Here is a 13,808-nt window from a genome sequence, read left to right on the forward strand (position 1 = left end):
TCGTCAAGGGGTTAATGGGTTAGACTCTATTTTTGAGTTTAGATTTTCGTAGTAGATGGTGGCGGCGAGGAGCGCCGCCATAGGAGTTTCTTATGCAACTATCGGGGCAGGTTAGTTCCATAAGCGTAGTGTATTTTTCTTTGGACTGTGCGGTATTTATAAAGGCTAAATAAGCAATATTAGCTTTATAGAACTAAAGCCCCCAGTGTGTTTTAGTATATTATTTCGGAAGATAGACTTATTCATAATATAAATGTTGACTTCTTTAATTAACTTGAAAAAGTTAACCAATCAAAATATCTCTGTAAGAGGTTTGTACTTTTATAATCATCTTTAACATTAATCGGCATATTATCTATTCTATCCTTAATAAATGGATGTATGGTTTCTGGATTATCACCAAAAATATTATTAATTCCAAAATAATATTTTCCTGTTGTTTTATCAAGGGTTCCTGCAATCGCTGGACCCATTTCTCTTTTGGATAGTCCTGATTTATCTAATCTGGCAACTTCTTCTGCTACAGCACCACGTAAATTATTTCTATGATTTAATTCTTCTGAAGTGAATTTACCATATTTATCATGCAAGTAATCTATTCGACTTGTATTTGCATTAGATACTCTACCTGTAATCCCGGACCCACTCTTAGAAAAGCCTTCTGTTAATTTGTCTACATACTTAGCAGCTCCTGCCACACAGCCGATTCCTATTGCCATCATCAGCCCGTTCTGGCGCTGTTCCTCAGTTAGCTGGTTGCCGAACATGTCTTTGCCGGTGGCCGCTTCGCCGAGGCCGTTCGATGCAGTGAGTCCTTCGGCGGTTTAGTATAGGGCGCTGCTGCCTTTGATCGCCCGGCTGGCCCCAGCCGACGACGGGGATGAATCCAGCGACTTACCATGGCACCGGCGGCGATTCTTTCGGCTTCGGACAGCTTGCGGCCCGTTACTGGATCGACCCCGGTTGAGGCCCTGACTGAATCATAATATTCCGTGAATTCCCCTGTAAAGGTTTTTGTGGTATCCAAAAAATAACACAACCCTTTATTTTTTGCTCTACTATCGTCATACTATTCACAGCCATTACAATCTATAAAAATTTAATACCCTCGTGCACTTATAAAATTATAATGTGCCCTCTCATTTCTATCTTAAAACACAAAAAAGCACTTGTTGCCTTTAGTAGACAATCAAGTGCTTTAAGTTCATATGTTTTTAAGTAGCATAAAATTTATAAGTTTTATTGTAACAGTTTGACACCTATTATATGTCGTGACAAGTGTTATGTTAAAACTTACGAGTTTGTACGAGCTCGTTAGTTTAATATAAATTCCATGTGTTTATTTTCATCGCCATGTAAAATGTCATCTCGCCCAATTCTCTTTCTATTTTCGTTATCATTGCATTAAAATAAAACTCCATGATGGTATTACCTTCATGGAGTCTCTATTTTTAAACGTATCATTTTTCTTTTTGTCTAACTCAATATTTTAATTATCTTTAGTTCACTTGCCTTATGTGTTACTGATATATGACAACCTTTCATATAGCTAGCTTCGGCACTGGAGAGTGCTCTAAATTCGTTATCTTTCCTCTCTGCATAAATGAATGTACTGACCAAAATCAGGAAATACGTCCCAGTTTCTTTCAAGAGTATCGCTAATCTCGCGTTCCTCGACTGAACCGGTTTTAAAGTCTCTCTTTTCCATTGCTATATAGCCATCTTCTCGAAATCCCAAAATCAAGCTACTTACTTCCTTATCAGTTTCTTCATCATATTCCCAATACATTGCTGTTCTTAAAAAAATCTTACCATCATTCATAACTTCAAAGTCATAATTTAGATACTTACGAGTGAAATCATCATAAAAACTTACCGAAACCCATTCATTTGTTACATTTACAATATATTTAGGTTTTTCATCTTCAGTTAATACCGCCGTATATGGTTCATGTTTTTGATGGTATGTGTATGCAGTACGTTCATCAAGAATGTTCCAAGGCTTTTTTTTGATATCTGACCACTCGTCACAATAATAAACTTTCATAGTCAATTATACACCTTCCCATTATTATCCTTAATAATAATTCTGTTTTTTGTTGCTTCATCAAGAATTGTTTGCGGAATTGGTTTATTTTGAACTGGTACTTCTAATATTAATTCACCTTTAAGTCGCCCTCCTTTGAGAGCGTTTGGATTAAAAGGACCATTTGATATTTTAGAGCCTGAAGGATACTTTTTTGTAATTTCATTTAAGTAACTCTTAGCTGTCTTTTCTTGCACTTCACTAAGTTGAGTGAATTTTCTCGATACTATTTCCTTATTGGGTGCATATGAGTCAACTACGTACTTTTTGCCGCCTACTTCTTTTGCTTCCAACTCTACCTCATTATAAGGGTAACGAGGACGATTTTCCTTATTAAAATTATTACCTGCTTCCCATCGCTCTTTAAGCCAATCCGGTACAGTTTTCTTTTTAGGTGTAACTTCACCCGTACCCTTAGGAATATTCTCCCCTGAAACATTCTCTACTTTGCTATCCTTAACCGTAAATCTCTGATAGGCTTCCTTCACTGTCTGCTTTTCGATCATAACTTGGCGAAGACTTGGTCCTCCTGCGAGGGAAACTTGTTCTACACTTATGCGTTTAGGAACCTCTTTTTTACCTATTTCTTCACCTATATTTTTTAACGTGGTTTTTCCTGATCTCGCTATGTCTGTTATTGTAGCTTGAACCTTCTGTACCTGCCTTTGCGCAAATTCCTTACTGTAAGGGACGAACTTTGTACCACTTGCTATTTTATCAGCAACTTTGGCTGCACCAGCCACCCCACCGATTCCGAGTGCCATCATCAGCCCGTTCTGGCGCTGTTCCTCAGTTAGCTGGTTGCCGAACATGTCTTTGCCGGTGGCCGCTTCGCCGAGGCCGTTGGCTGCGAGTAGTCCGTATATCCCGTATTCAGTTTTCTGGAGGAGGCTAAAGCCTTTTGTTGTTTTATAGGCATCAAGCGCGTGGTTCGCTGCGTTAAGTCCTTTGGCCGTTTTGTAGATGGCGCTGCCGCCTTTGATAGCCCGGCCGGCCCAGCCGACGACGGGGATGAATCCAGCGGCGGCCATGGCGCCGGCGGCGATTCTTTCGGCTTCGGACAGCTTGCGGCCCGTTACTGGATCGACTCCGGTTGATGCCCTGATTGAATCATAATATCCCGTGAATTCCCCTGTAAAGGTTTTTGTCACATCCCAGGCCTTTTCATACCATGGGCGGTTTTCGAGCTCTTCCATTTCGCGTTCGATTTTCTTGGCTTCGGCTTGTTGCTTTTTGAAGGTCTGATAGTCTTTCATCTGACCGGCTACTTCATCCTTCACTTGATAGACTTCACTATTTTTAAATGCCGTTTGGTTGAAAGTCATCGGCGAAACGTTGCCGTCCTGTTTGGTAGCATCAAGCAAGGCGCGGAAGAGGCCGACCGCCACGTTTTCCTGCCCGACGGAGACATCATATTCCTCCACCAATTGCCGGTCGACATTCTCGACCTTTGTCACGGTGTCTTCCAGTCTCTGTCCGGCCAGCGTGATTTTTTCATTAAATTCCTTTTGGTCAAACATATGAAGAGGAAGGATATCATCAATGCTGTTCAGGATCCTTTGGAGATCGCTCGCTTGTTCATCGACAAGCGACTTCGCTTGGTTAACGCCATTCGAGACTTCGCCATCTAAAAAGGGAACCTCGACCACCGTATTTCCGGAGAGGTCAGCTTCTTCTAGACTAGCAGGAATGCCTTCCAAAAAACTGATCTGGGTAGTGAATAGTTCCATCCAGGCGTCCGCCACATCGATTTGTGCTTCATAGAAGCTTTTGATGGCCGCGGCACCGGCTCCTTGAAACTCGTTATCCAGGCCGATGATACCCTGAAACTCCTTTTTCAGGGCTGCGACTTCCTTCTTTAGTTCTTCATACTGCTTGGCGCGCGACTTGGTTGCGGCATTCAATGTCTTGGCTTCGTATATTTTCATCGCGGCTGATACCCATGTGAAGACGTATGGGCGATGGCTTCATCCTGTTCTTTTAATAAGTCAATATTAGCACGGGTGTCTTCCACATTTTTCTGGACGATTTTGATATATTGCTCGAAAACCTTCTCCAGGTTCATTTCCCGATCGATCCACTTCGAGGTGAATTCCAATTTATTGTTGCCAAGCTCGCCTGCCGGCAGATTTCCAAGCTTGACTGTACCAAGCACCGTCTTCACCTGATCAACTTGCTTCGTTACGGCAGGATGATTCAGTTTGATTGTCGTCATTAAAACAACCACCCTTTTAAATATGATATTTTACTTTCCAATTGATCTATAACGGCTTCTCCTTTACCTAAAAGGACATCCGCTTCATGGGCTATGGTGCCTGCTGCACTCAGAGCTTTTTTCTCTATATTCAGCATCGTAATCTTACCGTCGATTTTTTCTTGGTAGTCGTCATAATCATCATGAATGATCGTAGACATTGCCTTGTATGCATCACTGCGGGCATCTTGAAAGTCTTCTGCACGGTTTCCCGTCCAGCTTTTTGCCAAGTCCGGATTTTTAATTTTAGCAATTTCCCCCAGACAAGCATTCTGTTCTTCTTTGATTTGTCTTTTTGCCTGCTCCAAACGATTAATTTTTTCATTCACATCGGACATTTTACTTGAGAGGGCTGAGTGAATTTTACTCAATGAATTTGCATACACTTAAAAAATCACCTCAAACATACTATTCTCATTATGTAGACTGTCATATTTTTCATATTTTTTATTATAAGGATTATAGTCTTAGAGTTAAATAGGGATAAATAAGCTATTTATGCTAGGTAATTAGGGAATTCATCCCATACACACCAATTCTAGATTAGACTTTTTACCCCTGTATTTCCATTTATGAACATAAAAAGAGAGTGCAGGCTGCACCCTCTAAATATTCATACTCATTTTACTGCATTATCTGAATTCCTTTTCGTCAAATAAATGCGGAGCTTTAACCTTTTTCCCTTTTTTATGATTTGGATCAGGTTTTTTAGCTTCGATTTTAGCTTGGTCATAGACAGCGGTGCCGACAATTTCAGCAACATCTTGAAGCTTTTCTTTTGAGATTTTATCAATGCTATCATCAGGAGTATGATACCAAGGTTCTGATGGACTGTGTATGAATAAAGCTGCGGGAATCCCAGCCTCAGCGAAAGATACATGGTCACTTCGCCCGCCTTGTCCATATGGAGTCGGCTCACCATTCAGTCTTGTACTTGATTCCTGAGCCAGCTCGGTTACAAGGTTCATTTCTCCATCATTAGTCAAAATAACCAAATCTCCAGCGTCCCTGCTTCCTACCATATCCAGGTTGAAGTTGGCAATCGTCCGCTTGATCTCATCATCAGAGAGATTCTCCACATAATTCTGTGAACCAAGCAATCCATTTTCCTCGGCCCCAAAGGTTACGAAGCGAATTTCCGTATCTGTAGGAAGATTCTTCAGTACACGTGCAAGTTCAAGTGTGACGGACGTGCCTGATGCATCGTCATTCGCTCCAGGTGCCCCGGCGACGGAATCATGATGGCCTGTGATATAAATGATATCGCTCTGCTTAGCTTTAATGGTCTTGGTTGCTTTTTTCGTTGCCACCACGTTATAAGAGGTTTTTTCTCCGGTATAAGCCCCTTCAATTTTTAATGATGCGGTCAGTTTAACTCCAGCATTCAATTTTTCAAGCAGGGCTTCTCCATCCTTTTTCGTTATCGTGACAGATGGAATATACTGATCATTAGCTCCTCCAAGGGTCCCATTTAATTCCCCATCTGCATTATTGAATAGGATGACACCTGCTGCCCCTTTTTCTGCTGCATTCAATACTTTCTCTGCAAAAGTGAAGCTGCCTCTTTGAATAAGGGCGATCTTCCCAGTAACACCCGCTTTTTCAAGCTCTTCCTTCGTTCCTAAACCGGCGTATACCATTTCACCGGATAGATCACCATTTACTGAATAGGTTAAATGGTTTGATTGGATTTCCCCATCAAATCCGTCAACGGACAGCTCGACCAGATTTGGGTCTGTATAGGATAAAAAGCTGAACTCTTCAATATCGGCTTTATAGCCATAAGATTTAAACTGCTTTTTGATGAACTGGACGGCCTTATACTCAGATTCTGTACCGGCTACTCGAGGTGTTTGTGAGAGGTATTCAATATTCTTGTAGATTTTGTCGACATCGATCCTTTTAACGATTTGCTTGTCTGTGGACGGCGCATTATGTACTGGAGAAGAATTCGGTGTTGCTAAAGCAGTAGTAGTGGTCCCGGCTGCTCCGATTGTTAATGCTGCGACTAATGATAAGGATAGAAATTGTTTTTTCATAGATTGCCTCCCAGTTTTTAATAGATTCACTCCATTATTTTAAAATATACAGAAAATTCTAACTAGGTAGGTTTATCCCTATTAATCCATGCCTAAAGTACCGAATTTACAAATCAAAGAAATTAGTAGGGGATTTAGCCCGCGCCAAAAGCTTTATTTTATTTAATAATTTGTCACATTATATAAAAATTCCTGGGATTCAAACAGGATTTTCGCCTTTCTTCGGGAAAATAGTACAAAGAGAAAATGACTTTAATCAGGGAAGAAGGCGCGAAGATGTCGATAACTAAATTTGTGATGCCGGAAGTTATTTTTGGAAAAGGTTCGATTGAACAAGCTGGCGAGGCTTGCTTGCGGTTGGGTGCCAAAAAGACACTGATAGTTAGTGATTCCGGTGTAGCCAATGCTGGTTGGCTAGATATTGTCATGGAGTCCTGCCAAAATGCGGGGCTGGCTTTTGCTACCTTCATTGAAACGACGACCAATCCGAAAGACAGGGAGATCGAAGCCGGTTGTTTATTTTTTAATGATCATGAATGCGACGCCATCATAGGTGTGGGGGGAGGCAGTGCCTTGGATGTGGCAAAAGGGATAGCACTTTTGGCAACGAATGGTGGAACCATCAGTGACTATGAAGGCGTTGATAAAATCCATTCTCCGCTCTCCCCTATGGTGATGATCATGACCACTGCCGGATCGGGTTCGGAAGTCTCACAGTTTTCTGTGATTGTCGATTCGTTCCTTGAGAAAAAAATGACGATCATTTCAAAATCACTTGTTCCTGATATTGCGATTGTTGACCCGGGTACTTTAACGACATTGGAAGCAGATTTGACCGCAGCTACTGGAATGGATGTTTTGACACATGCCATTGAATCCTATGTTTCTATCGCTGCAACCCCTTTGACTGATGTACAAGCAAAAAACGCCTTGTCCATTGTTTCCCGTTACCTGCGCCCTTCCGTTGCATCCAAGCATAATGAGGAAGCAAAAGAAGCGATGGCGATGGCCAGCCTGCAAGCTGGTCTTGCCTTTTCCAATGCCATATTGGGAGCAGCCCATGCAATTTCACATGCCATTGGTGGAAAGTACCTGCTTCCGCATGGTGAAATCAATGCTATCCTTCTCCCCCATGTCATGGACTTCAACCGAATTGCGGCCCCGAAGCGATTCAGCCAAATAGCAGAGATCATGGGGATTGATACGAGAGCTTTAACTGAGCAGCAAGCCGGCACCGCTGCGGTACACTTTGTAAGGGACTTGTCCCAGGATATCGGGACACCCAGGAGCCTAGGTGACGTGGGCATTACCAAAGATATGATTGATACAATAGGAATGACCGCCCTCGAGGATGCCTGCATGATTACGAACCCTCGGGATATGTCATTAGAACAGATTAGGCAGTTGCTCCTTAAAGCCCTATAAGAGGTGAAAACATGAACAAATCTGAGTTGATCGATTTAATGACAGGCGTTAAGTCTTCGAAAAAAACATATTACACGGAACTTAAAAAAACCGTGGATCAGTTGAAGAAGAAAAATATGCAGCTTGAAATTATGAACGATATTACTAAAAACATGAATATAGACATGGATATTCAAGAAATTCTCCGAAATGTTATTTCAAAACTCAAGCACCTAATTACATTCGATGACAGTCATTTTGTCATTTTATACGAACAAGAACCAACTCTTCTCCATATTTGTCCTAATGGCCAATGTGAACTTGAAATTGATTCCAAAAACGTATTACACCCTTTTCAAGACTTCTCTTCTGCCTTGAAAGACGAACAATCCATTCAGGTGGAAATCAAAATGCTACCAGACTTCCCGGAAAAAAAAAGACTGATATCTCTTGAGATTGAAACGCTTCTTTTGGTGCCCCTGTATGGGAAAAATAAAAAAATAGGGGTTTGGACCTTCGGCAGGAAGAAAAAGAAAACATGGCATAAAGATGAGTTGGATTTTCTTGAGCAACTTTCCAACCAGCTTGCACTGACTTTGGAAAATGCCCAGCTTTATAAGGAAGTTCTCCATTCCAAACAAGAATGGGAGGATACCTTCAAGGCCGTTGAAGATATGATCATCGTCTTTGATCGCCAAGGTGAGGTCTACCAATCTAATGATGCAGCCAGAGCTTTTTTTGACCTAAGTCCTTTAATTGAGAAATCTCAGACTCTGATTCAAGATACCTTTGTACAGGATAAGCCAGGGTTTCAAGAAATTTTGCTTCAGCCTGAAGCGATTTTGGAAATGCATGCCTATCCGATCCAAAATAAGGATCAACAGGTCTATGGAGTCATTGCTTATTATAAAAATGTCACCGAGAGAAGACAGATGGAAGCTCAATTGTTACATGCCGGCAAGCTCGGAGCCATCGGCGAAATGGCAGCTGGAGTTGCCCATGAATTGAATAGCCCATTAACGGCGATTCTTGGAAACTCACAGCTTTTATTACGGAACACTCTACCAGACAATGAAGATTATATGCTTCTAACCGATATTAAAAATTGCGGCGACCGGTGCAGGCAAATTGTGAAAAGCTTGCTTACCTTTTCCCGTCAAGATGAATATAGATTCCACTATTACTCTATTAATGAGGCCATACATCAGGTAATGAATCTTCTGAAGTTTCAGCTAGGGAAGAAACAAATTTCCCTCCATCTTTCCCTTCAGGAAGATCTTCCTTTCATAAAGGGAAGCCAGCCCCAGATAGAACAAATCATCATCAACTTGCTATTAAATGCCAAGGATGCATTGGATGATTGTGATATATCGGAAAAATCCATTACGATTCATACCTATTCTGAAGAAGAATTCATGGTGGTGAAGATTGCTGATAACGGGGCTGGGATTGAAACAGAGCGGCTGCCGCTCATTTTTCATCCTTTTCATACGACTAAGGACCGTGAAAAAGGTACAGGCCTAGGGTTATCTGTGAGCCTTGGCATTGCGAAAGACCATGGTGGCAAAATTGATGTATTAAGCACACCTAGACAAGGTAGTGTATTTTTCCTGAGGCTTCCCTTGCAGCCAGAAGATGAAAGGAGATGATGAGATGATTCATTTACTTGTGGTAGACGATGAGAAAGAAGTTGGTACCTTTTTATCCCGCCTTTTTACGATGAAAGGATATCACGTACAGGTCGTGAACAGTGGAAAGGAATTTCACCAAATAGATTTTAATCAGCAGCGCTTTGATGCCGCAATGATAGACCTAAAGCTTCCAGATTGTAATGGCCTTTCTCTCCTGCAGCATCTGAAACAAAAACAACCGCGTTGCAAGGCACTGATTATGACCGGATATAGCACCGTCAAGACCGCTGTCGAGGCAATGAAACTTGGTGCGAGTGATTATATGGAAAAACCCTTTGTAGATATTGAAGTATTAGAAAAGCAACTTGACAACCTATTGAATGAAAACGACGATTTGAATCAACACTTTATCCATAACCTTGCCAAAGAGTCAGGTCTCATTGTCGGGGAAAGTTTATTAATGAAGGAACTGATTGAAATGGCTTTCAAAGTGGCTCAAAAATCCGTCAATGTCTTGATCGAGGGAGAAACAGGGAGTGGCAAAGAAGTACTTTCCCGTTTCATTCACTCAGCAAGCACACGAAGCCACGAGCCCTTTATTGGTATCAATTGTGGAGCAATCTCGGAATCCCTTCTCGAAAGCGAATTATTTGGGCATGAAAAAGGGGCCTTCACCGGAGCAACCCAACAACGAAAAGGTTTCTTTGAAATTGCAGGGAATGGCACCCTTTTCCTCGATGAAATTGCCGAGGCGAGTCCGGCCATACAAGTCAAATTGCTTCGAGTTTTGGAAACACGGGAATTTATGCGTGTCGGAAGCAGCGGGACATTAAGAACAAATGCCCGCTTAGTAGCCGCCTCCAATGAAAATCTGCAGCAGGCAGTTGAAAAAAACAAATTCCGGGAAGACCTATTTTATCGACTGAACGTCGTCACTCTTGATATCCCCGCCTTGCGTAACAGAAAAGAAGATATTCCTCTCCTTGTCCGACATTTGGTTGAAAGAACTGGGCAGGCAGATATCTCCTTTTCAAATGAAGCTATTGAAAAATTACGGCGATACGACTGGCCCGGTAATATACGTGAACTCTCTAATGTTATCATGCGAACTCTCACTCTTACTGACCATAAACAGGAAATCACGGCAAATGATATCCTTCTATCTACTAACCAGGTTATTCCAATAAAAAAAGACCCGCCTAACGCGCAGTCGACTGAAAATCATCTCGAAGAATGGCGTAAAAAGCTGGTTGCCGACTTTAATGAGAAAGATGAACTAATGCTCGAGGAAATCCTTATGGAAATCAAACAACTCGAATCCACAATTGGCAAAGAACTCGTCATGCAGGCACTGCAAAAAACCTACGGAAACCGAAATGAAGCCGCCAAGCGTTTACAGATCTCTCTGAGAAAATTGCGATATATATTAAATGAGAAGAATCAGACATAATCTAATTATAGAATTCTTATAAGCTACCGAGTACAAACGAGGGTGCCCGATTTTAGGACCCCCTCGTTTATTTATTTCTATTCTAAAGTTAATACGATTCGTCCGTTGATTTCGCCCTTTTCCATCATTTGAAACACATCATTGATTTCATCAAGCGTTCTCGTTTCAATATTCGTCCTTACTTTTCCATCAGCCGCAAATTGAACAGCTTCCTGTAAATCTTTTCTTGTACCAACGATTGACCCTTTTACAGTTACCCCATTTAGTACAGTATCAAAAATTGGAATTGGAAGTTCGTCATTCGGCAACCCGACAACGACCAATGTTCCACCCCTTTTAACTGAACTGTAAGCCTGTTCGAAAGCTTTTTTCGTAACCGCTACAGAAATGGCTGCCTGTACTCCACCAACTTTTTCCTTAATGGCTTGGACAGGATCACTCTTAAGACCATTAACCGTGAAATCTGCTCCTAATTCTGTAGCCAGATCAAGCTTATCATCTTGTATATCAACAGCAATGACATTAAAGCCCATAGCTTTCGCGTATTGAAGAGCAACATGACCCAATCCACCAATTCCATAGATTGCTACCCAATCTCCAGGTTTAGCTTCTGACACTTTAAGCGCTTTATAAGTCGTTACACCAGCACAGAAAATCGGTGAAACTTCCGCAAAGTCAAGCCCCTCAGGAACCTTGACCACATATTTAGCTGGCGCTTTGCAATATTCCGCATAACCGCCATCCACAGAATATCCTGCATTCAATTGATCCAGACAAAGCGTTTCCCGTCCAGTCAGACAGTATTCACAATCGCCACATGCCGAGTAAAGCCATGGAATCCCAACGCGGTCACCAACCTTCAATGTAGTAACGCCTTCTGCCACCTTCTCAATAATGCCTACACCCTCATGTCCAGGAATAAGCGGCAACTTCGGTTTTACCGGCCAATCACCATGTACCGCATGTAAATCGGTATGACACACACCACATGCTTTAATTTTCACTAATATCTCACCATATTCTAATTCAGGGATTGGTACATCTTTAATCTCAAGCTCTTGATTAAATTCATTGACGACCGCTGCCTTCATTGTCTTAACGTCTTGTATTTTTTTTGCATCCGCAGTACTTGCCCCTTGTTTTACATTCATGATTCATATTCCTCCCTTTTTTAAGTGGATATTTCTCACTTCCACTTATTTATGATGCAAGTGCCATGCCAGAAGAATAAAGCCCGGACAACAGTCTTTTCACAAAGAAATGCCGAAAAGTCGGCCCACTTTGACAAAAATGCGGCTCAATCTGGACGAAACCTGGTTTGTATATTGCTGACCAAATAGCTCACCCTATAAATAGGAGGTGTCCAAGCATGGACCAATTTGAACAAGCATATGAATCCTACAAACAGCAGGGAACGCCACAAGTAAACCAACATGATACTACTGGAAAAGAAGAAATTATCGCAGTACGAAAAAATGAAGATGACAATATTATTGCCATCAAAACAAACTCGGGGCGGGAGCTTGATTATCCCACCGCTCTTTCGGAAGCTAAGGCAGGCAACCTCGCCAATGTTGATGTCTTCCATAAATATGGCCGTGACATATTGCGGAGTGAGCCCGATGGGGTAAAGGAAAATAACCTGGATGAACTACCGGAGTTCTGACTATTAAAAAAGCTGCCTCACGTATGGGCGTTTTTTTCTGTCAGGGGGGTAAACAAAAAGGAACCAGCATAGTAGCTGGTTCTCCTTAATTCCAGTTAAGCTTACATGCCCATCCTGCTACATGGTCTTTTCGCCTTGAAGATGCGGTACAGCTCTGTTTTAAAATTGCAGAGTTATTTGAAGTATGGTCTACCTAAGATGTCTCTCACCATCATTTTATTTTTCATACCGATAGGATTCAGAGATTTCGAGCAGTTGGCCACAGGATTCCACCACTTCGATGATTTCTATCCAGGACATGTCCAACCCAAGTTCATTAGCATGAGAAATCTTATCCCGTAATTTCCGGATGGCATTCGCATCTTTCTTTCCTTTACTTTTTGAAGGAATTTGGAAGAAGAACCTCAATTCCTGATCTTTATGAATGATATCAAATTTATCACTGATTTGCAGACACTCTATTAAATTGATATCCTCATTTTTATCGATTCTCCTCATATATAATTCGGTAGCCTTTTCTAAACGATCTCCGCTGATCATTGGATACCAACTGTCATCCCCGAATTTATCCATGATGATATCGCTCATCCTCATTTCCAAAAGTGTAATATAGCCAAATATTAGCATTCTGATTGGAGGCTTTTGAAGATCAGCGTGGGTAATCAACTTTTTAATTGAATTATTCTCTAACACGAACACCCTCGTTTTATCCTTAAAAATATGGAGAAGTTGAATCAAAGGGGTTGAATCCGAAACCAATTCTCTTGGTGTAAAAGATTTCAAATACTCCGCAATCCTGCCTTCACCAAGTTCTTGCCTTTCGATATATCCGATAATTTCCCCTTGATCCTCCACAGCCAATATATCGAAATTCTTTTTTTCCAATTCTTTTTGTATCTCCAGTGCTAAATCGTTTTTATGGCAAAACTCAAGCTCTTGGGCGATGCTCTTAACCGTGATATTTTCTTCATAAAGAGTTTTAAGACTGAGATAACTGCTATTGTTTTTTTTATAGCTTTCATTGAACATCTTTTACCCTCCACTTACGAACTTTCTGAACGATTTGCCTATCCGCCATGTTGAACAAACCTCCCCTAATTAGACCGTTAATTTACATCTGCGGTCAACTTTTCAGAAGAAAATGGGAGCAAACCTATTCGGAACAAGTTAAAAGCTTACAACTAAAAACCCTGTAATAAAAAGAGAACAGGTAATGTTTCTCGTTATCAACAAATAAAGTCCACCCAAGTGGACTCATTTCCATTCTATGTGGTTCTT

General features: G+C 41.4%; 11 protein-coding genes and 1 pseudogene. 4 read left to right on the forward strand and 8 right to left on the reverse strand.

The genetic code is table 11. The features are described from left to right. Positions 1 to 314 precede the first annotated feature (314 nt). From ACQKMR_RS21150 to ACQKMR_RS21175, 6 genes and pseudogenes are all read right to left on the reverse strand, one after another. Positions 315 to 1,024 (reverse strand): annotated as a pseudogene (locus ACQKMR_RS21150) (pre-toxin TG domain-containing protein); the annotation flags it as partial. A gap of 558 nt (positions 1,025 to 1,582) precedes the next feature. Next, positions 1,583 to 2,047, reverse strand: a complete 465-nt coding sequence (locus ACQKMR_RS21155; RefSeq protein WP_427699149.1) for a hypothetical protein — start codon at positions 2,045 to 2,047, stop codon at positions 1,583 to 1,585. A 2-nt stretch (positions 2,048 to 2,049) separates the two neighbouring features. Then, positions 2,050 to 4,014: a ribonuclease YeeF family protein gene (locus ACQKMR_RS21160; RefSeq protein WP_427699090.1), complete on the reverse strand. Its 1,965-nt coding sequence runs from the start codon at positions 4,012 to 4,014 to the stop codon at positions 2,050 to 2,052. Then, positions 4,011 to 4,301: a YwqI/YxiC family protein gene (locus ACQKMR_RS21165; protein ID WP_427699091.1), complete on the reverse strand. Its 291-nt coding sequence runs from the start codon at positions 4,299 to 4,301 to the stop codon at positions 4,011 to 4,013. The genes ACQKMR_RS21160 and ACQKMR_RS21165 overlap by 4 nt, the downstream gene beginning before the upstream one ends. Then, a complete protein-coding gene (locus tag ACQKMR_RS21170; RefSeq protein ID WP_427699092.1) occupies positions 4,301 to 4,726 on the reverse strand; it encodes a YwqH-like family protein in 426 nt (141 codons plus the stop codon). The genes ACQKMR_RS21165 and ACQKMR_RS21170 overlap by 1 nt, the downstream gene beginning before the upstream one ends. A gap of 246 nt (positions 4,727 to 4,972) precedes the next feature. Continuing rightward, complete coding sequence (locus ACQKMR_RS21175) at positions 4,973 to 6,379, reverse strand: M28 family peptidase (protein ID WP_427699093.1); 1,407 nt, start codon at positions 6,377 to 6,379, stop codon at positions 4,973 to 4,975. Between the two features lie 276 nt (positions 6,380 to 6,655). On the opposite strand from ACQKMR_RS21175, the gene ACQKMR_RS21180 reads away from it, so the two are divergent. Genes ACQKMR_RS21180 through ACQKMR_RS21190 form a run of 3 tightly spaced genes read left to right on the forward strand, consistent with a single transcriptional unit; the run spans position 6,656 to position 10,864 of the window. Next, a complete protein-coding gene (locus ACQKMR_RS21180) occupies positions 6,656 to 7,804 on the forward strand; it encodes an iron-containing alcohol dehydrogenase (RefSeq protein WP_427699094.1) in 1,149 nt (382 codons plus the stop codon). Between the two features lie 11 nt (positions 7,805 to 7,815). Continuing rightward, positions 7,816 to 9,432 carry an ATP-binding protein gene (locus tag ACQKMR_RS21185; RefSeq protein ID WP_427699095.1) on the forward strand — a complete coding sequence of 539 codons (1,617 nt, stop codon included), beginning with the start codon at positions 7,816 to 7,818 and terminating at the stop codon, positions 9,430 to 9,432. Between the two features lie 4 nt (positions 9,433 to 9,436). Continuing rightward, positions 9,437 to 10,864, forward strand: a complete 1,428-nt coding sequence (locus ACQKMR_RS21190; RefSeq protein ID WP_427699096.1) for a sigma-54-dependent transcriptional regulator — start codon at positions 9,437 to 9,439, stop codon at positions 10,862 to 10,864. A 77-nt stretch (positions 10,865 to 10,941) separates the two neighbouring features. On the opposite strand, the gene adhP is transcribed toward ACQKMR_RS21190, so the two are convergent. Further along, positions 10,942 to 11,955: an alcohol dehydrogenase AdhP gene (gene adhP, locus ACQKMR_RS21195; RefSeq protein ID WP_053347932.1), complete on the reverse strand. Its 1,014-nt coding sequence runs from the start codon at positions 11,953 to 11,955 to the stop codon at positions 10,942 to 10,944. Between the two features lie 278 nt (positions 11,956 to 12,233). Between adhP and ACQKMR_RS21200 the strand changes: the two genes are divergently transcribed. Further along, complete coding sequence (locus tag ACQKMR_RS21200) at positions 12,234 to 12,530, forward strand: DUF3892 domain-containing protein (RefSeq protein WP_427699097.1); 297 nt, start codon at positions 12,234 to 12,236, stop codon at positions 12,528 to 12,530. Positions 12,531 to 12,746: 216 nt separating this feature from the next. On the opposite strand, the gene ACQKMR_RS21205 is transcribed toward ACQKMR_RS21200, so the two are convergent. Beyond that, positions 12,747 to 13,559 carry a hypothetical protein gene (locus ACQKMR_RS21205; protein WP_427699098.1) on the reverse strand — a complete coding sequence of 271 codons (813 nt, stop codon included), beginning with the start codon at positions 13,557 to 13,559 and terminating at the stop codon, positions 12,747 to 12,749. Between the last annotated feature and the right edge of the window lie 249 nt (positions 13,560 to 13,808).

The sequence above is a fragment of the Peribacillus sp. NPDC096540 genome, assembly GCF_050278525.1.
Lineage (GTDB): Bacteria > Bacillota > Bacilli > Bacillales > DSM-1321 > Peribacillus.